This is a genomic window from Georgenia daeguensis (assembly GCF_039537705.1).
GTDB lineage: Bacteria > Actinomycetota > Actinomycetes > Actinomycetales > Actinomycetaceae > Georgenia > Georgenia daeguensis.
The window spans coordinates 74434-99686 of sequence record NZ_BAABBA010000014.1; the positions used below are offsets into that span (position 1 = coordinate 74434).

The 25253-nt window shown below is 73.9% G+C and carries 16 protein-coding genes; 8 read left to right on the forward strand and 8 right to left on the reverse strand.

Features of this window, described 5'->3' with window-relative positions:
- Window positions 1-227: 227 nt before the first annotated feature.
- Complete coding sequence (gene mnmA, locus ABD774_RS14130; protein ID WP_345042390.1) at window positions 228-1406, reverse strand: tRNA 2-thiouridine(34) synthase MnmA; 1179 nt, start codon at window positions 1404-1406, stop codon at window positions 228-230.
- Window positions 1406-2677 carry a cysteine desulfurase family protein gene (locus tag ABD774_RS14135; protein ID WP_345042392.1) on the reverse strand — a complete coding sequence of 424 codons (1272 nt, stop codon included), beginning with the start codon at window positions 2675-2677 and terminating at the stop codon, window positions 1406-1408. The genes mnmA and ABD774_RS14135 overlap by 1 nt, the downstream gene beginning before the upstream one ends.
- Window positions 2678-2823: 146 nt before the next feature.
- Between ABD774_RS14135 and ABD774_RS14140 the strand changes: the two genes are divergently transcribed.
- Both ABD774_RS14140 and ABD774_RS14145 read left to right on the forward strand, forming a co-directional pair.
- The gene (locus ABD774_RS14140) at window positions 2824-4413 is read left to right on the forward strand and encodes an Hsp70 family protein (RefSeq protein ID WP_345042394.1); all 1590 of its coding nucleotides are present in this window, start codon (window positions 2824-2826) and stop codon (window positions 4411-4413) included.
- 146 nt (window positions 4414-4559) lie between these two features.
- Entirely contained in the window at window positions 4560-5171 is a 612-nt protein-coding gene (locus ABD774_RS14145) for an NADPH-dependent FMN reductase (protein WP_345042397.1), read from the forward strand.
- Between the two features lie 89 nt (window positions 5172-5260).
- Here ABD774_RS14145 and ABD774_RS14150 read toward each other — a convergent pair whose 3' ends face one another.
- Complete coding sequence (locus ABD774_RS14150; protein WP_345042399.1) at window positions 5261-6229, reverse strand: electron transfer flavoprotein subunit alpha/FixB family protein; 969 nt, start codon at window positions 6227-6229, stop codon at window positions 5261-5263.
- 13 nt (window positions 6230-6242) lie between these two features.
- On the reverse strand, window positions 6243-7049 hold the full coding sequence (locus tag ABD774_RS14155; protein WP_345042402.1) for an electron transfer flavoprotein subunit beta/FixA family protein: 807 nt from the start codon (window positions 7047-7049) through the stop codon (window positions 6243-6245).
- A 148-nt stretch (window positions 7050-7197) separates the two neighbouring features.
- Here ABD774_RS14155 and glgX point away from each other — a divergent pair, with 148 nt between their 5' ends.
- Together glgX and trpS are read left to right on the forward strand one after the other, a co-directional pair.
- On the forward strand, window positions 7198-9459 hold the full coding sequence (gene glgX, locus ABD774_RS14160) for a glycogen debranching protein GlgX (protein WP_425554556.1): 2262 nt from the start codon (window positions 7198-7200) through the stop codon (window positions 9457-9459).
- A gap of 243 nt (window positions 9460-9702) precedes the next feature.
- Window positions 9703-10815, forward strand: coding sequence for a tryptophan--tRNA ligase (gene trpS, locus ABD774_RS14165; protein ID WP_345042404.1), 1113 nt, complete (start codon window positions 9703-9705; stop codon window positions 10813-10815).
- A gap of 112 nt (window positions 10816-10927) precedes the next feature.
- On the opposite strand, the gene glgP is transcribed toward trpS, so the two are convergent.
- Window positions 10928-13525, reverse strand: a complete 2598-nt coding sequence (gene glgP / locus ABD774_RS14170; RefSeq protein ID WP_345042407.1) for an alpha-glucan family phosphorylase — start codon at window positions 13523-13525, stop codon at window positions 10928-10930.
- 185 nt (window positions 13526-13710) lie between these two features.
- Between glgP and ABD774_RS14175 the strand changes: the two genes are divergently transcribed.
- The 4 genes from ABD774_RS14175 to glgB all read left to right on the forward strand — a co-directional run bounded on the left by ABD774_RS14175 (window position 13711) and on the right by glgB (window position 21585).
- Window positions 13711-15795, forward strand: coding sequence for an alpha-1,4-glucan--maltose-1-phosphate maltosyltransferase (locus ABD774_RS14175; RefSeq protein ID WP_486327318.1), 2085 nt, complete (start codon window positions 13711-13713; stop codon window positions 15793-15795).
- 113 nt (window positions 15796-15908) lie between these two features.
- Window positions 15909-17885 (forward strand): maltose alpha-D-glucosyltransferase, encoded by a 1977-nt coding sequence (gene treS / locus ABD774_RS14180; RefSeq protein WP_345042488.1) that lies wholly within the window; start codon window positions 15909-15911, stop codon window positions 17883-17885.
- Entirely contained in the window at window positions 17885-19267 is a 1383-nt protein-coding gene (locus ABD774_RS14185) for a maltokinase N-terminal cap-like domain-containing protein (protein ID WP_345042409.1), read from the forward strand. Before treS ends, ABD774_RS14185 begins: the two co-directional genes overlap by 1 nt.
- Window positions 19268-19329: 62 nt before the next feature.
- Window positions 19330-21585 (forward strand): 1,4-alpha-glucan branching protein GlgB, encoded by a 2256-nt coding sequence (gene glgB, locus ABD774_RS14190; protein WP_345042411.1) that lies wholly within the window; start codon window positions 19330-19332, stop codon window positions 21583-21585.
- Window positions 21586-21632: 47 nt separating this feature from the next.
- Here the strand turns inward: glgB and ABD774_RS14195 are convergent, their stop codons facing one another.
- The 3 genes from ABD774_RS14195 to ABD774_RS14205 all read right to left on the reverse strand — a co-directional run bounded on the left by ABD774_RS14195 (window position 21633) and on the right by ABD774_RS14205 (window position 25196).
- Entirely contained in the window at window positions 21633-22586 is a 954-nt protein-coding gene (locus tag ABD774_RS14195) for a tetratricopeptide repeat protein (protein WP_345042413.1), read from the reverse strand.
- 61 nt (window positions 22587-22647) lie between these two features.
- Window positions 22648-23682 (reverse strand): DUF8094 domain-containing protein, encoded by a 1035-nt coding sequence (locus ABD774_RS14200; protein WP_345042415.1) that lies wholly within the window; start codon window positions 23680-23682, stop codon window positions 22648-22650.
- Complete coding sequence (locus tag ABD774_RS14205; RefSeq protein ID WP_345042417.1) at window positions 23679-25196, reverse strand: hypothetical protein; 1518 nt, start codon at window positions 25194-25196, stop codon at window positions 23679-23681. The genes ABD774_RS14200 and ABD774_RS14205 overlap by 4 nt, the downstream gene beginning before the upstream one ends.
- Between the last annotated feature and the right edge of the window lie 57 nt (window positions 25197-25253).

Sequence of the window (25253 nt, forward strand, 5' to 3'; positions counted from 1 at the left end):
CCAAACGGGACCTCGGCGACTGCGACGAACTGGTCGGAGCCGAGCGGCCGCCCCTCGAAACAAGGTCAATCACAAGACCCACACTCACGAAGTGACAATCACCCTCGGGCGCGTGGCTCACAATTCCTCAGTCGCGATCCAACGGGTGGCCCAAGGAAAGGACCTCGCAACTACAGAAGGCCGTCCAGCCCATTGGTGTGAGAAGGCGTCGATCGGCCCCGTTAGGACTATCGGTTCGCTCCCACAGCCGCCCCGCGACGTGCCGAGACGATGGTCGCCTGCCCGAGCACCCGAGACCCGGCATAGACCACGAGCGACTGGCCCGGCGCGATGCCGCGCAGCCCCACGGACAGGCGCGCCTCCAGCCCGCCGCCGGTCACCCCACCAGCTCCACCCCCGGCTCCGACGTCGGCCTCGCCGGATGCGCTCCCGCCCCGTCGGACCGACGCCGTCACCGGCTCGCCGTGCGCCCGCACCTGAACCTCGGCGTCGATCCACTCCCCGGCCGGCACGTCGTCCGCCAGCCACACGGTCTGGTCGGCGTGGAGCTCGTCGACGGTGAGCAGCTCGCTCGGCCCCACCACGATCTGGTTCGTCTGCGGCCGCACCTCCAGCACGTACCGCGGGCGACCGTCCACGGCCGGCCGAGTCAGGCCGAGCCCCTTGCGCTGTCCGACCGTGAACGCGTAGGCGCCGTCGTGCTCGCCCAGGACGCGACCGTCCGGGTCCACCACCTCGCCGGGCCGGGAGCCGAGGCGGTCCCGCAGGAATCCCTGGGTGTCGCCGTCGGCGACGAAGCAGATGTCGTACGAGTCCGGCTTCGCCGAGACGCTGAGGCCCCGGGCCGCCGCCTCGGCCCGGACCGCGTCCTTCGAGGGCGCGTCCCCCAGCGGGAACAGCGAGCGCGCGAGGCGCTCGGGCCCCATGACCGCGAGCACGTAGGACTGGTCCTTGAGCGGGTCGGCCGCACGGTGCAGCTCCCGGCGCGCGCCGCCCGCGGAGTCCGGCACCTCGACGATCCGCGCGTAGTGACCGGTGGCGACGGCGTCGAACCCGAGCGCCACCCCGCGGTCGAGCAGCGCCGAGAACTTGATGTGCTCGTTGCACCGCACGCACGGGTTGGGCGTGCGACCGGCCTCGTACTCGGACAGGAAGTCCGCGATCACCGTCTCCTCGAACTCCTCGGAGAGGTCCCAGACGTAGTACGGGATGCCGAGCACGTCCGCGGCCCGTCGTGCGTCGCCCGCGTCCTCGATGGAGCAGCACCCGCGCGAGCCGTTGCGGTGCTGAGCCCGCGAGCGCGAGAGCGCCATGTGGACGCCGACGACGTCGTGGCCCGCGTCGACGGCGCGGGCGGCGGCGACGGCGGAGTCGACCCCTCCCGAGAGCGCGGCGAGGACGCGCATCAGACCTGCCCGCCAGAAGATCCGGCAGAGGCGAGCGGGGTGTGACCGCCGCCCGTCCGACCGGAGGAGGCGGCGCGCGACGAGCGCCGTGTCGCGTGGGCACGGCGAGCGTTCTCGACGACGGCGGGCAACGCGGACACGACGGCGTCCACGTCCGCGTCTGTCGTCGTCCGGCCGAGCGAGAACCGCAGCGCGGAGCGGGCCCGCTCCGCGTCGCGCCCCATGGCGAGCAGGACGTGCGAGGCCTCCTGCACGCCGGCGTGGCACGCGGAGCCGCTCGACGCAGCGATCCCCGCCATGTCGAGCCCGAGGAGCAGCGCGTCGGCGTCCGCCCCCTCGACGGTCAGGTGGGCGATGCCGGGGTGCCGGCGGGCGTCGTCGCCGCCGGGAACGTCGATCGCGGGTCCGGTGAGCGTGACGCCGTCGAGGGTCGCGACGACCGCTGCCACCAGTCGGTCCCGCAGCCGGCGCAGCCGTGTCGCCTCGGCGGCCTGCTCGGCCACCGCCGACTCGACGGCGAGAGCCAGCGCGCACGCACCCGCCACGGCGAGGGTGCCCGAACGCACACCCCGCTCCTGCCCGCCCCCGTGCTCGACGGGCTCGAGCCCGAAGGAGCGCCGCGCCACCAGCGCGCCGGTCCCGACGGGGGCGCCGAGCTTGTGGCCGGACAGGCTCATCGCGTCCAGGCCGGAGCCGGCGAAGTCGACGGGCACGTGGCCGACCGCCTGCACGGCGTCGGAGTGCACCGGAACCCCGGCCGCGTGCGCCAGGGCCGCGACCTCGCGGACCGGCTGCACGGCTCCGGTCTCGTTGTTGACCCACATGACCGAGACGACGGCGACCCCACCGCGGCCGAGCACCTCCTCGGCGTGGGCGAGGTCGAGCACTCCGTCCCCACCCACCCGCAGGCGTCGGACGTCTGCGCTCTCGTGGGTCCCGAGCCACTCGGCCGCCTCCAGGACGGCATGGTGCTCGACCGACGACACCGCGACGGTGCGCAGGGCGGCGTCGGCCGTACGCCTCGCCCAGTAGCCGCCCTTCAGGGCGAGGTTGTCCGCCTCAGTTCCCCCCGAGGTGAAGATCACCTCGGCAGGTTCGGCGCCGACGGCCGCGGCGAGCTGCTCGCGCGCCTCCTCGAGCCGGCGGCGGGCGTCCCGCCCCGCGCTGTGCAGCGACGAGGGGTTGCCGACCCTGGTGAGCTCCTGCGCGTACCGCGCCGCCACCTCCGGGCGCACCGGAGTGGTCGCCGCGTGGTCGAGGTAGACGGTCACGGCGACCAGTGTAAGGACCCGGTCCACGGGGACGCCCCGGCCACTTCTGGCAAGGGCGCGCACCGGGACTGAGAGCCGCCCACCGGCGGACCAGCAGACCCGCACGGCAGATCTGAAGCCGCCTCCCGGCCAGGTAGTCTCTGCCCATGCACCTCGGCGTCGACCTGGGCACCACCCGCACCATCGTCGCCCTCGCCGACCGGGGCAACTACCCCGTGGTCTCGTTCTTCGACGACGAGGGCGACGCCCACGAGAGCTTCCCCAGCGTCGTCGCCGCGCGGGACGGCGAGCTCGTGCACGGGTTCGAGGCGCTGTCCGCGGCACGCGACGGCGCTCCCCTGCTCCGTTCGTTCAAGCGCGCGCTGGCCGACCCCGACGTCGGCGCGGGCACGCTGCTCTCCGTCGGTGACCTCCGGGTGCCCGTGCTCGACCTGCTCACCGGCTACCTCGCCGCGCTCCGCACCGCGCTGAGCACCGCGTCCAACCTCTCCGACGCCACCGATCAGCCCTCCCCCGGCGACGACGACGCCCTCCTGTCCGTCGTCGCCGTCCCCGCCCACGCGCACGGCACGCAGCGCTTCCTGACGCTGGAGGCGTTCCGCCGGGCCGGCTTCGAGGTCGCCGCCCTCGTCAACGAGCCCTCGGCCGCAGGGTTCGAGTACACCCACCGGCGCGGCGGCACGATCAGCTCCCGCCGCACGCGCGTGGTCGTCTACGACCTCGGCGGCGGCACGTTCGACGCGTCGCTGGTCGACGTCGAGGGGCACCGCCATGCGGTGCTGGGCTCCAACGGCCTGAACCGTCTCGGCGGCGACGACTTCGACGAGGTCCTGGCCCGCTGCGTGCTCGAGGCGGCGACCGCCCGGCACTCCGCGGCCCCGCGCCGCCTGGAGGACCTTGCCCCGCGCGAGCGTGACGACCTGCTCGACCGGTGCCGCGAGGCCAAGGAGCGCATCACCCCGCAGTCGCGCCGGGTGGTCGTCGAGGTCGGCGACAAGGACGTCAGCGTCCCCGTCGACACGTTCTACGCCGGCGCCGCACCGCTCGTGGAGGCGACGGTCGAGGCGATGCGCCCCCTGCTCGACGGCCTCGACGGCGCCGCGGGCCTGGCCGACGTCGCCGGCATCTACCTCGTGGGCGGCGGCTCCGGCCTGCCGCTCGTCCCCCGGCTGCTCCGCGAGCGGTTCGGCCGCCGCGTCCACCGCTCACCCCACCCGTCGGCCTCCACGGCGATCGGCCTCGCCATCGCCGCCGACGACGAGGCCGGCTTCACGCTGACGGACCGCCTCTCCCGGGGCTTCGGCGTCTTCCGCGAGCGCAGCGGCGGCGCCGCGGTGAGCTTCGACCCGATCCTCGGCGCGGACACCGCGCTGCCCGAACGGGAGGGCGTCGTCGCCACCCGCCGTTACCGCGCGGCCCACAACCTCGGCTGGTTCAGGTTCGTCGAGTGCGCCGGCATCGACGACGCCGGCGAGCCGCGCGGCGACGTCGTCCCGTTCGCGGACGTCCTCTTCCCGTTCGACCCCGCGCTCCGCGACGGGCAGGACCTGCGCGACGTCGCCGTCGAGCGGCGCGAGGGCTGCCTGGTCGAGGAGCGCTACGTCGTCGACGGGAACGGCATGGTCGAGGAGCAGATCACCGACCTGGACACCGGGTACACCCAGCGCCACGCCATCGGCACGTCGGCGTCCCGCCGCGCCTGGGCGGCGGCGCGTCCCTGGTCGCGCCGCGGCTGACCTCCGGCGACCAGGCCTCCACCCGGCTTCCCACCGTGCCGCCGCGGACGATGGGGACGAAGATGGCCCGTGCGTCACCAGCCAGTGCTCCGTCAGCCACAGAGTCGGCGGGCCGCCCCGGCCGGCCGGCACGGAAGGGACCATCGATGGCCACGTACAAGGTCGGCTACTTCGTCGGGAGCCTCGCGAAGGACTCCATCAACCGCAAGCTCGCCCAGGCGCTCATCACGGTCGCCCCGGACAGCCTCGAGTTCCACGAGATCCCGATCAGGGACCTCCCGCTCTACAGCTACGACTACGACGCGGACTACCCGCCGGAGGGCAGGGCGCTGAAGGAGGCGATCTCGGCGTCCGACGCCATCCTCTACGTCAGCCCGGAGTACAACCGCTCGATCCCCGGCGCGCTGAAGAACGCGATCGACTGGGGCTCGCGACCCTGGGGGCAGAACGCGTTCGCGCGCAAGCCCTCGGCGATCATCGGCGCCTCGATCGGCGGTATCGGCACCGCCGTGATGCAGTCCAACATGCGTGCGGTCCTGTCGTTCCTCGACTCCCCGCAGCTCAACGCGCCCGAGGCCTACATCCACTTCAGGCCGGAGGCCTACGGTCCCGACGGCGAGGTCACGGACTCCTCCACCCGGGAGTTCCTCGCCTCGTTCATGACGGAGTTCGAGGCCTTCATCCAGCGCGTGCTCGCCTCCGCCCCGGGCCACATCGGGCAGTCTCCGGACACGGAGCACCACGCCGAGCGGGCCTGAGCCTCGTTCGCACCTGACCGAGCCGCTCCCGGACCGGGATGACGCCGGCGCCGCTCCCGAGGGCCGGGATCGGCGCCGGCTCGTCGGTGTCAGCCGCGCAGGCGGCGCAGCTCCTCGATCGCCTGCGGCAGCACGTCGTTGAGGTCTCCGACGATCCCGAGGTCCGCCATCTCGAAGATGGGCGCCTCGGGGTCCGAGTTGACCGCCACGATGGTCTGCGCGGCCTGCATGCCCGCGGTGTGGTGGATCGCGCCGGAGACCCCGATGCCGATGTACAGCCGCGGCGAGATCGTCACGCCGGTCTGCCCCACCTGGGCGGCGTGCTCGATCCAGCCCTCGTCGGTGGCCACCCGCGTGGCGCCGACGGCGGCCCCGAGCTCGTCGGCGAGCTCGGTCACCAGGGAGAAGTCGCCCTCGACGCCGCGGCCGCCCACGACGACGGTGCGCGCCTCGCCCAGCGGGGCCCGCCCGCCGCGCGGGTGCTCGGTGCGGGAGAGCACGCGGACCGCGCGCGCCGGCGCGGAGAACTCCACCGGCACCGCGACGACCTCGGGCTCCGGCCCGTCGACCGCGACGGCCTCGACCACCGTGGGCTTGACGGCGATGACCGGCACGCCACGCGTGACCTCGCAGGTGGTCTCCCACGTGCCCTGGAGCACCACCTTGGACGCGACGAGAGCGCCGGCCTCCACGGTGACACCGCTGGCGTCGACGACCGCGCCGGAGTCGAGCGCGACGGCGAGCCGGGCCGCGATCTCCTTGCCCGCGAAGCTGGAGACGAGCAGCACGGCGGCCGGCCGAGCCTGCGCGACGGCCGCGAGCACGGCCTCGGCCGCGACGGCGGAGACCGTGGACGAGAGCCCGTCGAGCTCGGGCACGAGGACGACGCCGGCGCCGTAGCGGGCGAGGGCGGCCGTGTCCGGCGCCTCCAGGGCGACGGCGGAGACGCCGCCGGTGGTCAGCGACCGGGCGAGGGTGAGGACCTCCGCGGACGGGGTGGTCAGTGCGCCGTCGACGTGGTCGACGACGACGAGCAGGGGACGGTCGAGCTCGGGCATGTTCTCTCCTGCCTCAGACAAGCTTGTTCTCGACGAGGTACGCCGCGAGCTGGGCACCGGCGTCCCCCGTGTCGGTGAGGACGCGCCCGGCCTCGCGCGGCGGCCGCGCCGCGGCCGAGCGGACCGTGGTGCCGGCACCCGCGGCCCCGACGGCGGGTGCGCCGTCCGCGCCGGCGGGTGCGCCGTCGGGAAGGTCGTCCAGGGACCATGTGGTCACCGGCTTCTTCTTCGCGGCCATGATCGCCTTGAAGTTGGGGTAGCGCGGCTCGTTGGCCTGGTCGGTCACGGAGAGCACGAGGGGCAGCTCCGCGGCCTGCTGCTCGTCGGCGTCGCCGATGCTGCGGGTGATGGTCACGGTGGAGCCGTCGATCGACACCCTGCTCGCGAGCGTCAGCGACGGCAGGTCGAGCGCCGCGGCGAGCGCGGCCGGGACCATCGACGTCAGACCGTCCATGGTGGCCATCCCCGTCACGACCAGGTCGACGGGAGTCTGATCGCCGAGCGCACGCACGGCGGCCGCGAGCACGCGCGCGGTGCCGACGACGTCGGAGCCCGCCAGGCGGTCGTCGACCACGTGGACGCCCGAGTCGGCGCCCATCTGCAGGGCCCGGCGGACCGCGTCGACGGCGTCGTCCGGCCCGACGGTCAGCGCGACCACCTCGGCGCCGTGCTCCTCCGCCAGCGCGACGGCGGCCTCGACGGCGTTCTCGTCCAGCTCGTTGAGGACGTCGTCCTCACCGCGCACGAGATGGCCGTCCCCGTCCAGGGAACGGTCGGACTGCAGGTCCGGGACGTGCTTGACGCACACGACGATCCTCATGGGAACAGATTGCCACCTGGCGGCCCCGGGTACGGAATCGCCTCCTCCTACCGCCTCACCCTGTGGACGCCCCGCGTCGCCCAGTCATCCCCCTCCACACCGGACCCGCCTGACGGTGCTGACCGCTCCTGTGAGGTTTACTGGAACTGTGAGTACCGCGTCCCTCCTCCTCGGTCACAGCACCGCGGAGCTGTACACCGACACCCCCACGCGACGGGTGCCGGGGCACGCGGCCAACCCCCGCCGGCTCGGGGCACACCTCGTCGGGGACGGCATCGACGTGGCGGTCCACGCCTCCCGGGCCACCCGCGTCGACCTCTGCCTCGTCGACGTCGCGGCCGACGGCTCCCTCAGCGAGCGCCGGTACCGCCTGCGCGGCCCGGTGTCGGGGGTGTGGCACGGCCACCTGCCGGGCGTGCGCGCGGGCCAGCGCTACGGCTTCCGGGTCCACGGCCGGTGGGACCCGGCCTCGGGCCTCCTCCACAACCCCGCGAAGCTGCTGCTCGACCCCTACGCCCGCGCGCTCGCCGGGAGCGTGGAGCTCGTCCCCGCGATCCACGCGCACGTCGTCGGCGAGGACCTCTCGCCCGCCGACGGCCCGTGGCTGCCCGACCCCTCCGACTCCGCCCCGTTCGTGGCGCACGCCGTGGTGGTCGACGACGCGTTCGACGGTGCCGTGCCGCCGCCGCGCGTGCCGTGGTCGGAGACGGTCCTGTACGAGGCGCACGTGCGCGGGCTGACGATGCGGCTGCCGGAGGTGCCGCCGGAGCTGAGAGGCACCTACGCGGGAGTCGCCCACCCGGCCACCATCGCGCACCTCAAGCGGCTCGGCGTGACCACGGTGGAGCTGCTGCCCATCCACGCGAACTTCCCCGAGCCGTTCCTCACGGCCAAGGGGCTGACCAACTACTGGGGCTACAACACCCTGGCCTTCTTCGCGCCCGAGCCCACCTACGCCACCCGCGCGGCCCAGGAGGCCGGCCCGGCCGCGATCCTCGCCGAGGTCAAGGGCATGGTCTCCCTGCTCCACGCCGCCGGGCTCGAGGTCGTGCTCGACGTCGTCTACAACCACACCTGCGAGGGCGGCGAGGGCGGCCCGTCGCTGAGCCTGCGCGGTCTGGACAACACCGGCTACTACCTCCACGACGGCACCACCCCGGCCCGCCTGGTGGACGTCACCGGGTGCGGCAACTCTCTCGACTTCCGCCGGACGCGGGTGGTGCAGCTCGCGCTCGACTCCCTGCGCTACTGGGCGGGCGAGGTCGGCGTCGACGGCTTCCGGTTCGACCTGGCGGTCACGCTCGGGCGCAACGGCGCGGAGTTCACGCCCCACCACCCGTTCCTCGTGGCCATGGCCACCGACCCGGTCCTGTCGGCCACCAAGCTGATCAGCGAGCCGTGGGACCTCGGCCCCGGCGGCTGGCGCACCGGGCAGTTCCCGGCCCCGATGGCGGACTGGAACGACCGGTTCCGCAACACGGTTCGCACGTTCTGGCTCGCGGACCCGGCGGCCGCCGCCAAGGGCCACACCGGTCACGACCTGCGCGACCTCGCCACCCGGCTCTCCGGCTCCGCCGACCTCTTCGGCTCCGGCGAGGTCCCGGGCGGGCGGGGCCCGTACGCGTCGGTGAACTTCGTCACCGCGCACGACGGTTTCACCCTCGCGGACCTGGTCTCCTACGAGCACAAGCACAACGAGGCCAACCTCGAGGGCAACCGCGACGGCACGGACGACAACCGCTCCTGGAACCACGGCATGGAGGGTCCCCTGCCCGCGGACTCCCCCGCGGCGGAGATCCTGCCGCTGCGCCGGCGTTCGATGCGCAACCTGATCGGCACGCTGCTCGTCTCCGCGGGGACGCCGATGCTCACCGCCGGCGACGAGATCGGCCGCAGCCAGGCGGGCAGCAACAACCCGTACTGCCAGGACAACGAGATCTCCTGGATCGGCTGGGACCGTGAGGGCTGGCACGGCGACCTGCTGCGCACGGTCTCGTCCCTGCTGACGCTGCGCAGCGAGCACCCGGTGCTGCGGCCCGGCCGGTTCGCCTCGGGCCGCCCCGCGACGGAGGACGACGTCCTGCCCGACCTGTCGTGGTTCGGCGCCACGGGCGAGGCCATGACGGCGCAGGCGTGGCACGACCCGCACGGCCGGGTCCTGCAGATGCTCCGCTCGGGTCGCCCCCTGGAGGACTCGGACGCCCTCGTGGTTCTCAACGGGTCCCTGGACCAGCAGACCGTCACCCTGCCCACCGGGCGCGGCGCGGACTACGAGCTGGTGTGGGACTCGGCGTGGGAGCGCCCCGCCGGCCCGATGCACGCGGAGACGGAACCGCTGGGCATGGTGGCCTCCCCGGGCGAGGCCGTCCAGCTGGAGTCCCTCAGCATGCGCATCTACCTCGCCGGCTGACCGCCCCGACGGCGCAGCCGCCTCGACGGCGCAGCCTCCCCGACGGCGCAGCCTCCCCGACGGCGCAGTCCCGGACGCCCGGGCGGGACCCGCACGCGGCGGCGCTAGGCTGTCCTCGTGCCCACTCGCGTGCGTTCCTGGTGGCCGTCCTGACGGACGGCCCCTCCCGCACCCCTTCCCACGGCCGTCCCGCGAGGCGGCCCGGCACGCCTCGTGGCGCCGCCTTCGAACCCTGAGGACCCCATGACCGAGCAGACCGACGTCGCCACCGACCTGGCGGACTCCACCAACGACGCCTCCCTCGAGCGCACCCGCCGCCGCAGCGACGAGATCGAGGCACGGATCGAGAAGGACCCGAGCGGTTTCCGCGTCCTGACCGGGGACCGGCCGACCGGCAACCTGCACCTGGGCCACTACTTCGGCAGCCTGATGAACCGTGTGCGCCTGCAGCGCGCGGGGGTCGAGACCTGGGTCCTCGTGGCGGACTACCAGGTGATCACCGACCGCGACGGCGTGGGCCCGATCCGCGAGCGCGTGCTGTCCCTGGTCGCGGACTACCTGGCGGTGGGGATCGACCCGGACGCCAGCACGATCTTCACCCACTCCGCCGTGCCGGCCCTGAACCAGCTCATGCTGCCGTTCCTCTCGGTGGTCACCGACGCCGAGCTGCGCCGCAACCCGACCGTGAAGTCGGAGCTGGAGGCCACCGGCGACCGGCCGATGTCCGGCCTCATGCTCACCTACCCGGTCCACCAGTCCGCGGACATCCTGTTCTGCAAGGCCAACCTCGTCCCGGTGGGCAAGGACCAGCTGCCCCACCTGGAGCAGGCGCGCGTGATCGCCCGTCGCTTCGACGAGCGCTACGGCCGTGCGGGCGACGGCTCGCAGCCGGTCTTCCCCCGGCCCGAGGCGCTGCTGTCCGACGCCGCGAGCGTGCTCGGCACGGACGGCCAGAAGATGAGCAAGTCGCGCGGCAACACGATCGAGCTCGGGATGGACGCGGACGCCACCGCCAAGGCGCTCAAGCGGGCCGTCACGGACGCCGACCGGCACATCACCTACGACCCGGTGAACCGGCCCGAGGTCTCCAACCTCGTGCTCCTCACCGCCCTGGCCAGCGAGCGCGACCCGCACGAGGTGGCCGAGGAGATCGGCGACGGCGGGGCCGCCACGCTCAAGAAGGCCGCCATCGAGGCCGTCAACGAGATGCTCGCGCCCGTCCGGGCACGCCGGGCCGAGCTGACCGCGGACCCGGGCTACCTGCTGCAGGTGCTCCGCGCGGGCAACGACCGCGCCAACGCGGTCGCCGACGCTACCCTCGGCGAGGTCCGCGAGGCCATGCAGATGGTGTACTGACCCGAGCACCGACGGCCCGGTCCCTCCGCGCGGAGGGACCGGGCCGTCGTCATGCCGGGCGCCGGGCCGACCGGGCACCGCGTTGGGTGCCCGGCTGCCCAGGGCGGTCGGGTCAGTGCCCGGCGGAGGCGGCCAGCCCGAGCTCGCTGGGCGCCGCCAGCAGCGGGCTGTCCGGGACGACGCGGACCGTGTAGCCGAACGGTCCGGTCGCGTCGAGGACCCGAGCCCCGGCGAACGCATGCCGCCCGCCCTCGTAGCTGGCCACGTGCTCCAACGGGTAGACCTGAAGCTCCGTGAGGGAGTCGTCGTCCTCCACACGGCCGCCCACGGCCTGCACCTGGACGTCCTCGGGCCGCAGGTCTCCCAGGTCGACGTACGCGGTCACGCGGATCTGGTCGCCGACGTTCACGACGTCGGCGACGCCGTCGGTCTCCACGTGGTCGACCCGGACGGCGGGCCAGCCCGCGCGCACGCGCGCCTTCCACTCGGCGAGCTGACGCGCGCCCTCGTGGTCCGCGGCACCGGCAAGCGCCCGGGAGCTGCGCGCCACCGGCGTGTAGAGGGTGGTGACGTACTCGCGGACCATCCGGGTGGCCTGGACCTTCGGCCCCAGGGTGGCGAGGGTGTGGCGCACCATCTCCATCCAGTGCCGCGGGACGCCGTCGGCGTCGCGGTCGTAGAAACGGGGCACCACCGTGTCCTCGAGGAGCTCGTACAGCGCGGAGGCCTCGAGACGGTCGCGCTCGGCCTGGTCCTGGACGCCGTCCGCGGTGGGGATCGCCCAGCCGTTGCGGCCGTCGTACCACTCGTCCCACCAGCCGTCGAGGATGGAGAGGTTGAGGGCGCCGTTGAGGGCGCACTTCATGCCGGAGGTGCCCGAGGCCTCGAGCGGGCGCAGCGGGTTGTTCAGCCAGACGTCGCAGCCCGGCATGAGGTGCTGGGCCATGGCGATGTCGTAGTTGGGCAGGAACACGATCCGCTCGCGGACCCCGATACCGTCGGCGAACTGGACGAGCTTCTGGATGAGCCCGACACCCTGCTCGTCGTCCGGGTGGGACTTGCCCGCCACCACGATCTGGATCGGCCGCTCGGGGTCCGTGAGCAGCCGGGTCAGGCGCTCGGGGTCCGAGAGCATGAGGGTGAGCCGCTTGTAGGTGGGCACGCGACGGGCGAAGCCGATGGTCAGGACGTCGGGGTCCAGGACGTCGTCGGTCCACCCGAGCTCCGCGGGCGACGCCCCGCGGTCGAGCCAGGACTTGCGCACGCGGCGCCGCGCCTCGGTGACCAGCTTGGCGCGCAGCGTCCGCCGCGTGCGCCACAGCTCGTCGTCGGAGAGCCCGCCCTCCTCGGGGGCGAGGAGGAAGCCCTCCCCGGAGGCGCGCTGCTCGGGACTGAGCCGGCTCTCGACGAGAGCGGCGAACTCGGGGTCGACCCACGTAGGACCGTGGACACCGTTGGTGATGGAGGTGATGGGCACCTCGGAGACGTCGAACCCGGGCCACAGCTGGTGGAACATGCCGCGGGAGACCTTGCCGTGGAGCTTCGCCACGCCGTTGGCGCGGCGCGCGGTCCGCAGGCCCATGATCGCCATGTTGTACACGGCCGGGTTGCCGCCCTCGAAGTCCTCGGCGCCCAGGGCGAGCACCTTCTCCAACGGGACGCCCTCGATGGCGGCGCTGCCGCCGAAGTACTCGGAGACCAGGTCCGTGCCGTAGCGGCTGATACCGGCAGGCACGGGCGTGTGCGTGGTGAACACGGTGCCCGCCTTGACCGCCTCGAGGGCGGCCTCGAAGGACAGCCCCTCACCCTGGACGAGCTCGCGGATCCGCTCGACGGACAGGAACCCGGCGTGGCCCTCGTTGCAGTGGTAGACCTGCGGGGCCGGCGCGCCGGTGATGCGCGAGTACGCCCGCACGGCCTTGACGCCGCCCATGCCCAGGAGGAGCTCCTGGCGGAGCCGGTGGTCGGCCGAGCCGCCGTAGAGGCGGTCGGTGACGCGGCGGGCGGAGTCGTCGTTCTCGGCGATGTTGGAGTCGAGCATCAGCAGGGGCACGCGCCCCACCTGGGCCACCCAGATCTGGGCGTGCAGGGAGCGTCCGCCCGGCAGGGGCAGCGTGATCCGCGCCGGGGCGTTCGAGCCGTCCCGCTCACGCAGGAGGTGCAGCGGCAGGTTGTCGGGGTCCAGCAGCGGGTAGGTCTCGTGCTGCCAGCCGTCCCGGGTGAGGGACTGCTTGAAGTAGCCGGCCCCGTAGAGCAGGCCGACGCCGATGATCGGGACCCCGAGGTCGGAGGCCGACTTCAGGTGGTCGCCGGCGAGGATGCCCAGACCGCCGGAGTACTGCGGGAGGGCGGCGGTGATGCCGTACTCGGCGGAGAAGTACGCGATCGCGTCGGGCTTGTCCGGGTCCGTCAGCTCCTGCTGGTACCAGCGCGGCTCGGTGAGATAGGTGCGCAGGTCCTCGTCAAGCCGCTGGACCTCGGCGACGAGGCTCCGGTCGGCGCCGAGCTGCTCGAGCCGCTTGGGGCTCAGCGAGCCGAGCAGAGCGACGGGGTCGCCGTGCACGCGGGTCCACAGCTGCGGGTCGAGGGAGGCGAAGAGCTCTCGGGTCGGCGTGTGCCACGACCAACGGAGGTTCTGCGCCAGTCGGTCCAGGGGGGCAAGCGTCTCGGGAAGGACGTTGCGGACGGTGAATCGTCGGATGGCTCTCACACGCCCGAGTCTAGACAGGATTCCGTGCAAGTTTTACAGCGGTTTGCAGAGCAGTTTTCAGGATGGTCGGGCGGTGCGCCGGCTGGCTCGTCGGGGCGGCGCCCACGCCGTGTCGGCCGCCGCGGGGGGGCCGTGCCGACCGGGCCGGACTGCCATGTCGGCCGGACCTCGATAGGTTCTTCGCTGTGAGCGCCACCCAGTCCCGAGACCGTGCCCGCGCGAGCGCCGTGCCCGGCCGACAGCAGCCCGTTCCCGAGCCCCGTCCCGCCCCCTTCGCCCCGATCGGGCGGATCCCCGTCGTCGAGGTCTCCCCCGTCCTCGAGGACGGCCGCTGGCCCGCCAAGGCCACCGAGGGCGAGGCCTTCCCCGTGCGCGCGACCGTGTTCCGCGAGGGGCACGACGCCGTCGCGGCGACCGCCGTCCTCGTCGCGCCCGACGGCCGCGACCACTCGTGGGCACGGATGCGCGACGTCGCACCCGGCCTCGACCGCTTCGAGGCGTGGCTGGTCCCGGACGCCCCCGGCGAGTGGGGCTTCCGCGTCGAGGGCTGGTCGGACCCCTACGGCACCTGGGTGCACGACGCCCGGCTGAAGGTCGACGCCGGGGTCGACGTCGAGCTGATGCTCACCGAGGGCGCCCTCGTCCTCGAGCGGGCCGCGGACAGGGAGCTGCCGGAGGACGCACGCACCGTCCTGACCGACGCCGTGCACGCGCTACGTGACACCGCCCGGCCCGCCCAGGCCCGCCTGGCCGCCGGGGCGAGCGACGACGTCGCCGCCGTGCTGGCGGCGCACCCGCTGCGGGACCTCGTCTCGCCGTCGGCCACGTACCCCCTCGTCGTCCACCGCGAGCGGGCGCTCTTCGGATCCTGGTACGAGATGTTCCCCCGCTCCGAGGGCGCCCACCGCGACCCGGAGACCGGCCGGTGGGTCTCCGGCACCCTGCGCACCGCGGCGGATCGGCTGCCCGCGATCGCGGAGATGGGCTTCGACGTCGTCTACCTCACCCCGATCCACCCGATCGGCGCGACCAACAAGAAGGGCCGGAACAACACCCTCGAGTCCACGGCCGAGGACCCCGGCTCGCCGTACGGCATCGGCAGCCCCGACGGCGGTCACGACGCCATCCACCCGGACCTGGGCACGTTCGACGACTTCGACGCCTTCGTCGCCCGGGCGCGCGAGCTCGGCATGGAGGTCGCGCTCGACGTCGCCCTGCAGGCCTCCCCCGACCACCCGTGGGTCACGGAGCACCCCGAGTGGTTCACCACCCGCGCCGACGGCTCGATCGCGTACGCGGAGAACCCGCCGAAGAAGTACCAGGACATCTACCCGCTGAACTTCGACAACGACCCCGAGGGCATCTACGTCGCCGTCCGCGACGTGCTGCAGACGTGGGTGGACCACGGCGTCACGGCGTTCCGGGTGGACAACCCGCACACCAAGCCCCTGAACTTCTGGCAGCGGCTGCTCGGGGAGTTCCACGAGCGCCACCCGGAGGTCATCTTCCTGGCCGAGGCGTTCACCCGGCCGGCCATGATGCGCACCCTCGGGGCGATCGGGTTCCACCAGTCCTACACGTACTTCACGTGGCGGACCTCCAAGGGCGAGATCGGGGACTACCTCACCGAGCTGGCCACGCAGACCGACGCGCGCGTCCGCCCGAGCTTCTGGCCGACCACCCACGACATCCTCACCCCCTACATGCAGCAGGGCGGCACCGCCGCGTTCGCGATCCGTGCGGTCCTGGCCGCCACCGGCTCGCCCACGTGGGGCATCTACTCCGGGTACGAGCTCGTCGAGAACGTCGCGCGCCCCGGCGCCGAGGAGCAGATCGACAACGAGAAGTACGAGTACAAGCAGCGCGACTGGTCCCTCGCCGGCAGCCTCGGTATCGCCGAGCTGCTGCGCTCGCTCAACCGCATCCGCCGGGACCACCCGGCCCTGCAGCGACTGCGGGACGTCCACGTCCACCCGACCACGGACGACGCCACGCTGTGCTTCTCGAAGCGCGTCCCGGCGGAGCACTCGCCCACGGGCCGGGAGGACACCGTGATCGTCGTGGTCAACCTCGACCCGTACGCCACCCGCGACGGCGTCGTGCACCTCGACCTCGAGGCCCTGGGCCTGCGGCACCCCGGCGCGGACGTGCCCGTCATGGAGGTCACCGACGAGCTGGGCGGCGAGACGTACTACTGGAACGCCCACCCGTACGTCCGGCTCGACCCGCACGGCCGGTGCGCCCACGTCCTCAGCGTGAGGGCCCTGTGAGCGCGCCGGCGAGCGGCTGGGGCCCGCACGGGGCCGACCGCGCCCACTCCGCCCCCACCGGCACCCGTGTGACCGCTCCCCCGGCCGGCGCGCTGCCCCCGCCGGTCCAGCCCGTGAGCCATCTGGCGGCCGACCGGCCCGGGCTCACGCCGGACCCGGAGTGGTACCGCAAGGCGGTCTTCTACGAGGTCCTGCTCCGGGCGTTCCACGACTCCGAGGGATCGGGCTCCGGGGACCTGCGCGGCCTCATCGACCGCCTGGACTACCTCCAGTGGCTGGGCGTCGACTGCCTCTGGCTGCCGCCGTTCTACCCCTCGCCCCTGCGCGACGGCGGGTACGACGTCTCGGACTACACCGCGGTGGACGGCCAGTACGGCACCATCGAGGACTTCACCGAGCTGATGGACGAGGCCCACGCGCGCGGCATGCGGATCATCGTCGACCTCGTGATGAACCACACGAGCGACCAGCACCCGTGGTTCCAGTCCTCCCGGTCCAACCCGGACGGGCCGTACGGGGACTTCTACGTCTGGTCCGACACCACGGAGCGCTACCAGGACGCGCGCATCATCTTCGTCGACACGGAGACGTCGAACTGGACGTTCGACCCGGTGCGCCGCCAGTACTTCTGGCACCGCTTCTTCTCCCACCAGCCGGACCTGAACTTCGAGAACCCCGCCGTGCGGGACGCGATGTACGACGTCGTGCGGTTCTGGTGCAACCTCGGGGTGGACGGCTTCCGGCTCGACGCGGTGCCCTACCTCTTCGAGGAGGAGGGCACCAACTGCGAGAACCTCCCCCGCACGCACGAGTTCCTCGCGGACCTGCGGGCGATGGTCGACCGCGAGTTCCCGGGGACGATCATGCTGGCCGAGGCGAACCAGTGGCCCGAGGACGTCGTGCAGTACTACGGCACCGAGGAGCGGCCGGAGTGCCACATGTGCTTCCACTTCCCGGTGATGCCGCGGCTGTACTACGCGCTGCACGAGCAGCGCGCGGGCGCGATCCGGGACATCCTGGCCGACACCCCGCCGATTCCCCCCGGCGCGCAGTGGGGCACCTTCCTGCGCAACCACGACGAGCTGACCCTCGAGATGGTCTCCACGGAGGAGCGTGCCGCCATGTACGGCTGGTACGCCGAGGACCCGCGCATGCGCGCCAACGTCGGTATCCGCCGACGGCTCGCGCCCCTGCTGGGCAACTCGCGCGCGGAGATCGAGCTCGCCCACGCGCTGCTGCTCTCCCTGCCCGGCTCGCCGACGCTGTACTACGGCGACGAGATCGGGATGGGCGACAACATCTGGCTGCCGGACCGCGACGCGGTGCGCACGCCGATGCAGTGGACCCCCGACCGCAACGCCGGGTTCTCCACGGCCGACCCCGGCAAGCTGTACCTGCCCGTGGTCCAGTCCCTGGTCAACCACTACGCGGCGGTCAACGTCGAGGCCCAGCTCGCCCAGCCGACGTCGCTGCTGCACTGGGTGCGCGGCATCCTCGAGGTGCGCCGGCGCCACCCCGTCTTCGGCGGCGGCGACTTCGTGCCGCTGCACGTGGACAACGAGGCCGTGCTGGCGTTCACCCGCAGCGACGAGCGGGAGACCATGCTCTGCGTCATGAACCTGGCGAACACGCCGCGCGCGGCGACGGTCCGGCTGCCCGGCCACGCCGGCGCCAGCCTCACCGACGTGTTCGGCGGGGCCCGGTTCCCGCGGGTCGGGAACGACGGCAGCGTGTCCGTCACTCTCGGCTCCCGGGACTTCTTCTGGCTGCTGGTCTCGCGCCCCGAGGACACCGGCGAGGCGCCGCGCGCCGGCATGCCCGCCCAGGTGCGGCCGGCCTCGCCCGAGCCGGCGGCCGAGCCGGCGACGGCGCAGCCCGGCGACGTGGTGGGCCCGGCGCACCCCGAGGGCGGCGCCTCCGCGCGGCCGGAGACGTACGTGGTGCCCACCTCCTCCTCCGCGCCGCGTCCGCCGGCGCTGCCCCAGCACCAGCCGTCGGCGGCGCCGTTCGCGGGCCCGTCGCCGGAGATGCCCGCCGCGCCGTGGACCGGGCTGGAGTCCGATCCCGTCGCCGTCACCCCGGAGGAATGATGGCCACCGTCGACCCGCCGTTCTCCGAGCTCCTGCCCGCCTGGGTCGCCCGGCAGCGCTGGTACACCGGAAAGGGCACCGAGCCCCGGCTCGAGCGCACCGGCGGCCTGCGGCTGCACGACCCGGCGGGCGAGGTCGGGATCGAGGTGCACCTCGTCCGGGACGTCGGCGGTGCGACGCCGGTGCTGTACCAGGTTCCGCTGACCTACCGCACCACCCCCCTCGAGGGTCACGAGGAGGCCCTCGTCGCCACCACGGACCACTCCGAGCTCGGTCGGCGCTGGGTCTACGACGCCTGCCACGACCCGGTCGGCGCGGCGGCGATCCTGCGTGCGGTCACCGACGAGCTCGAGCTCGCCGCCGACGGCCCACCCGGGCACGGCCGGGCCCGCGGGCACCGCACGGGCCTGCTGCCGGCCCTCGCCGTGCGCGGGTCGAGGGTGCTGCGCGGGGAGCAGTCGAACACGTCGATCATCTTCGACACGGTCGATCCCGACGACGGCGAGGAACGCCCCGTCATCCTCAAGGTCTTCCGGGTCCTGCACCCCGGCCGCAACCCCGACGTGGAGGTCCAGCAGGCCCTCGCCCTCGCCGGCTCGACCCGCGTGCCGCGCCCGGTGGGCGACCTTCTCGGCCAGTGGCCCTCCGCCGACGGCGGGACCCAGCTCACCGGGCACCTCGCCCTGGCGCAGGAGTTCCTGCCCGGCGCGCCGGACGCCTGGCGGGTCACCCTGGGCGCGCTGGAGCGGGGCGAGGACCTCGCGCCGCGCGCCCGTGCCCTGGGCGAGGCGACGGCCGAGGTGCACGCCACGCTCGCCGCCGTGCTGCCCACCGCCGAGCCGGACGACACCGCCCGGGCCACCGCACTGGCCGGCTGGCGCGCCCGGTACGCGACCGCCTGCGAGCACGTCCCCGACCTCGCGCGGCGGGCCGACCGGGTGAGCGAGGTCCTCGAGGCCGGCGCCGCCGCCTGGTGGCCGCCCCTGCAGCGCATCCACGGCGACTACCACCTCGGTCAGGTCCTCGACGTCCCGGGGCGCGGGTGGGTGCTCCTCGACTTCGAGGGCGAGCCGCTGCGCCCCCTCGCCGAGCGCACGCTCCCGGACCTGCCGCAGCGCGACGTGGCCGGCATGCTGCGCTCGTTCGACTACGCGGCGGCGTCCGTCCCCTCGGCCGGCGGCGAGGTCGCGGCCGGGCGGGCGCGGGAGGCGTTCCTCGACGGCTACGCCCACATCTCGAGGAACGACCCGCGCGACGAGCCGGCCCTGCTGCACGCGCTCGAGCTGGACAAGGCGCTCTACGAGGTGACGTACGAGGCGCGCAACCGCCCCGACTGGCTGCCCATCCCCCTGGGCGGCGTCGCACGCATCCTCGGGGCCTGACCTCCCCGGCCGCCCCCAGGACCGGGGAGCGGTCTTCGACGGCTGATGGAAGAGTGTGGACCATGAATCGTGAACCCCTTGAGGCCCCCGCCGGCGGCCGGCACGCAGACGCGCGGCCGGCCGGCCCGGGCGCGCCCGAGAAGAAGAGCGGCCCGGCCCCCGTCGACGCGGGGCTGCTGCACGAGGTCGCGCTCGGCCGGTACCACGACCCCCACTCGGTGCTCGGCGCCCACCCCGGGCCCTCCGGCGTCACCGTGCGCACCGTGCGCCACCTCGCCGACGCCGTCGCCGTCGTCACGGCGCACGAGACGTACGAGGCCGTCCACGAGCAGGACGGGGTGTGGGTGGCGCTGCTGCCCGGGGACCAGATCCCGGACTACCGGATCCGCGTGACCTACGGCCACGAGACCCACGTCGTCGACGACCCCTACCGCTTCCTGCCCACCGTCGGCGAGATGGACCGCTACCTGATTGGCGAGGGCCGCCACGAGGAGCTGTGGAACGCCCTCGGCGCGCACGTGCGCCACTTCCCGGGCGAGATCGGCGAGGTCCGCGGCGTCAGCTTCTCCGTGTGGGCCCCCAACGCCCGGGCGGTCCGCGTCGTCGGCGACTTCAACGCCTGGGACGGGCAGGGGACCTCGATGCGGTCCCTCGGCTCGTCCGGCGTCTGGGAGCTGTTCGTCCCGGGCATCGGCGCGGGCGAGCGGTACAAGTTCGAGATCGGCTACCACGACGGCTCGTGGCACCAGAAGGCGGACCCGATGGCCCGCCGCACGGAGGTGCCGCCGTCGACCGCGTCGGTGGTGGACGAGTCCACCTACGAGTGGGGCGACGACGACTGGCTGGAGCGGCGGGCCGCCTCCGACCCGCACACCGGGCCGATGAGCGTCTACGAGGTCCACCTCGGGTCGTGGCGGCCCGGGCTCAGCTACCGCGAGCTCGCGGAGCAGCTGATCGGGCACGTCCGCTACGAGGGTTTCACCCATGTGGAGCTCATGCCGGTGGCCGAGCACCCCTTCGGGGGCTCGTGGGGCTACCAGGTCACCTCGTACTACGCGCCGAGCTCACGCTTCGGCACCCCGGACGAGTTCCGGTACCTCGTCGACAGCCTCCACCAGGCCGGCATCGGCGTGCTGGTGGACTGGGTGCCCGCGCACTTCCCGAAGGACGCCTGGGCCCTCGCCCGGTTCGACGGCACCCCGCTCTACGAGGACCCCGACCCCATGCGCGGGGAGCACCAGGACTGGGGCACCTACGTGTTCAACTTCGGCCGGCGCGAGGTGCGCAACTTCCTCGTCGCCAACGCGCTGTACTGGCTCGAGGAGTTCCACATCGACGGCCTGCGCGTGGACGCCGTGGCGTCCATGCTCTACCTCGACTACTCCCGGCAGCCGGGACAGTGGCGACCCAACGCCCGGGGCGGCCGGGAGAACCTCGAGGCCATCAGCTTCCTCCAGGAGACCAACGCGACCGCGTACCGCAAGGTGCCGGGCATCGTCATGATCGCCGAGGAGTCCACCGCCTTCCCCGGGGTGACCGCGCCGACGTCGGCGGGCGGCCTGGGATTCGGGCTCAAGTGGAACATGGGCTGGATGAACGACACCCTCCGCTACCTTGCGGAGGAGCCGATCAACCGCCGCTACCACCACGGCGAGCTGACCTTCTCGCTCATCTACGCCTTCTCCGAGCAGTTCGTCCTGCCGCTGAGCCACGACGAGGTCGTGCACGGCAAGGGCTCGCTCCTGACGAAGATGCCCGGGGACCGGTGGCAGCAGCTCGCCGGCGTGCGGGCGCTGCTCGCCTACCAGTGGTCCCACCCGGGCAAGCAGCTGCTCTTCATGGGCCAGGAGTTCGCCCAGGAGGCCGAGTGGAGCGAGAGCCGCGGCCTGGACTGGTGGCACATGGACGATCCCGGCCACGCCGGCGTCGCCGCGCTGGTCGCCCGTCTCAACGAGGTGTACCGGGCGCACCCGGCGCTGTGGTCCGACGACTTCTCCCACACCGGGTTCGAGTGGATCGAGGCCGGCGACGGCGACCACAACACCCTGAGCTACCTGCGCCGGAGCAAGGACGGCGAGGACGTCGTGGTGTGCGTGGTCAACTTCGCCGGCACGCCGCACGAGGGCTACCGCGTGGGCTTCCCGTCGGCCGGCGGGTGGACCGAGATCCTCAACACCGACGCGGCCGACTACGGCGGCTCCGGCGTGGGCAACCTCGGCCGCGTGGAGGCGACGGAGAGGGGCTGGCACGGCCGTCCGGCGTCGGCGACGCTGCGGGTGCCCCCGCTGGGAGCCGTCTGGTTCGCCAAGGAACGCTGAGCGGCACCCCGACCGGCGTGGCGCGGGACTCCTAGCCGTCGTCGCTCTCAGTACAGGGCGCTGGCCAGGGCCCGGCGCGCCGGGGCGACGTCGGGGTGGGTCGGGCCGGCGATCTCGAACAGCTCGAGCAGCCGCAGCCGGGCCTGCTCCCGGTCGTCGCCGGCGGTGGCGCGGACCACGGCTACGAGGCGCGCGAAGGCGTCCGCGAACCGGCCGGTGGCGGCCTCGACGTCGGCCGCGGCGAGCTGGGCGGTCACGTCACCGGGCGCGGCGCCCGCCGCGGCGGCGAGCACCTCCTCCGGGTCGTCGCTGTCCACGCGGCGGATCAGTTGCACCTGGAGCAGCGCGGCGCGGGCCTCGCCGTCCCCGGGGTTCTCCTTCAGGGCCCGGGTGTAGGCGTCCTCCGCGGCGTCGAGGTCGCCGCGCTCGATGGCCTCCAGGGCCTCGGCGTGCAGGGGCGGCAGCGGCGGCTCCGCAGGCTCCTCGTCCTGCGGCTCGCCGGTCGGCACCATCACCCCGGTCACGCCGTTCTGGGCGGCGATGCGGAGCACCTCGTCGAGCACCTGCCGGATCTGCTCCTCGGGGTAGGCCCCCTGGAAGAGCGGGATCGGCTGCCCGCCGATGACCGCGACGACGGTGGGCACCGACTGCACCTGGAAGGCGGCGGCGATCTGCGGGTTCGCGTCGACGTCCACCTGGGCGAGCTGGAACCGGCCGCCGTACTCGCGCGCCAGGTTCTCCAGCACCGGGCTGAGCTGCCCGGAGGCCCCGGAGCGGGCCGAGAACAGGTCCACCAGCACCGGCACCTGCGTCGAGCGCTGCACGGTTTCCCCGAAGGTCGCCTCGGTCACCCGGACGACGATCTCCCCCGGGACGCCGGCTCCCGGCTGCGCGGGCACCCCGCCGGGGCTGCCGGCTCCCGTGGCGGGCGGGCGCGGCGACGCCAGCGCGGAGAGGTCGACGGCGCCGTAGAGGTTCATTCCAGGCGTGGGCTGACTCATCACTTTCCTTCGTCCGGGGCGGATGCTGATGACCCTACGCCGCCGACGGGCCCGGGCGGGACTACTCCTCGGCGGGTGCCGCTGCGTCGTCGCGGGTGACCTCGGTGAGCACGGTGGTCGCCCCGAGCGGGCGGATCGTCTTCTCCTCGGCGTCGGCGGGCGGCACGTAGAACGCCATGAGCACGTCGGAGACGCCGGAGACCGTTCCGAGCACCTCGGTGTTGTCGCCCAGCAGCGCGCCGAGGGTTCCCCCGGCGCGCAGCTCGGAGCCGGGCACCGTCTTGCGCAGCGTCAGGGTGGACCGCAGCTCGCCCACCACGATGGCGCCGCCGTCCGCCGTCGCCAGGGCGATCGGCCCGTCGTCGCCGGCGGCGGCGGAGATCGACGCCTCGCCGGCGGCCTTGATGGCGTCGTCGAGCTCGGTGGTGGTGGTGCGCGAGGACTCCTTGAACGGGTCCTCGGCGAACTGCTCCGCGTACTCGCTGTCGGACTTGTTCAGGGTGTCGACGTAGCGCTCGACGACCTCCGCGGGCGGCATTACGAGCGTGTCGGTGTCCAGCGGGACGACGGCCGATCCGGCGTCGGGATGGGACATCGCCGGGGTCTCGATGCCGGGGAAGAGCGTCACCCAGCCCCACATCTTGTACGGGTCGCGCGCCGTCGACTGCGCGAGGACGAGCAGCAGCGGGAGGTTGGCACCCTCGGGGACCTGGGTGATCACGACGGCGGGGCGCGGGAAGTCCTCCGCGGCCGGGACCGCGGCCACCTGCGGCGCCGTGGTCAGCGGGTCCGGGGCCGAGTCGCCGTCCGTCGCCTCGGCCAGCTTGTACTCGGCGGCGCGCATGTCCAGCGCGGGCCCGCCCACGCGGGGCTTCAGCAGCTCGGGGTCGCGCGCCTCGTCGGCCTCGGCGACGGTGGTCTGCACCTCCTCCAGCACGCGGCCGAGACGGTCCTCGTCCAGCGCGGCCGGCGGCGTCTCGGCGACCTCGTCCGGCTGCGGCTGCGGCACGTCGGTGCTGCAGCCCGCCAGGAGGGCCAGGGACAGGCCGGTGCCGGCGAGGGTGGTGCGGAGTCGGCGGCTGGTGCGGATGCTCATCGCTGCTCCTTCCCCTCGTCGGTCTTGTCCCGGCCACGGCCGAAGCCCCACATCGAGCGCCATCCCTGCGCGGGCCGGTCGTGCGACGGCTCCGGCGGCGCCGGCTCGTCCTCGGCGGGTCGGGCGGGTGCGGCGGGTCGGGCGGGTGCGGCGGGTCCGGCAGCGCGCTCCTCGTCGGCCCGCTCGCCCGCCTGCAGGTCGGCCGGCTCGGCAGTCCGCACGTCGTCGGCCCGCTCGTCGGCCGGCCCGTCGCCGGCACCGGCGACGGGCAGGACGACGGTGGAGTCGGCGGCCTCGCCCTCGGTCCACTCCGCGGCCTCCGGGGCGGCGGACGCAGCGCCGCCGTCCGCGGGCTCGAACCCTTCCGCTGGCTCGCGCTCCGCGCGCAGCGTGGCGGCATGCTCCGACGCCGGGACGATCGCGGCGCCCCGTGCCACCCCGGACGCGGCGACGGCGTCCTCGGCGGCGGGTGCCACGGTCGCGGTCAGCTCCTCGGGGACGGCCGCAGCCGGGTGGGCCTGCGTCGGCTGGTCGTGGACCGGAGCCTCCGCCGCCTCCTCGGGGACACGGCTCGCCCGCAGCTCGGCGGAACGCGTGGACGCCGGCACGATGCCCGCACCGCGGGCGGTCCCGGCGTCGTCGCGCTCGCGGGTCGCCACGGCTCCGGTCACGGGGATCTCGCCGGTGGTGGTGACCACGGGGATCTCGCCGGTGCGACCGCGCCCGCCGCGGCGGGCCGCCGCCCGCTCGCGCTCCCGCAGCTCCCGGCGGGTGAGCGCCGCGGTGGCTCCCGTGGTCGCGGGGAGGACCGCGGTCCGCTCGGTGTCGGTGTCCCGCTCGCCGACCGGGGCCGGCGTCCCTCGGCGGAGCCTCTCGCGAGCGGCGAGGTTGTCCAGCACCAGGAGGGCGATGCCCGCGATCAGCAGCAGCCCGCCGAGGAGAAGCCCGGGCACGAGCCAGGGGGTGTCGACCTCGACCGGCCAGGTCATGGTGACCTCCGGCGCCGGCGCGGTGCCGTCGGTCGCTGCCAGCAGGCTCCAGCGGCCCTCGCGGTCCGCCCAGTCGATCTGGGCGCTGCCGGTCCCGGTCTGCTCGACGACCCACAGGTCGGAGCCGGCGGGGTCGGGCAGCGCGGCCGGCTCTGCAGGCTGCTCCGTCGCCCCCTCGGTCGCCTCGGCCGTGGCCTCCTCGTCGGTGACCTCGAGCTGCTCCCAGCTGGCGAGCCCCGTGATCCTGGTGTGCGCCGCGCCTCCGACCCACGCGTCGACGTCGGCCGTGCGCCCGACAGCGAGGACCACCGGCTCGTCGTCCCCCGCCGTCGCCCTGATCGTCACGTCCGGGCCGACGGCGTCGAGGACGCCGGCGTCGGAGACGACCACGGGCGTGTCCGGGCGTGCCGGCAGGGAGAGCGTTGCGGTGTCCGTCGGCCGCCACACCGTCGCGGAGGCGATCGCGGCCAGTACGGCGATCGCACCCAGGACGATGAGCGCGACGGAGAGGGTCCGTCGAGTCACGAGGGTGGTCTTCCTCCCGTCAGGATGCCGGGGCGGCATCGTCAGCTCGCCAGGATA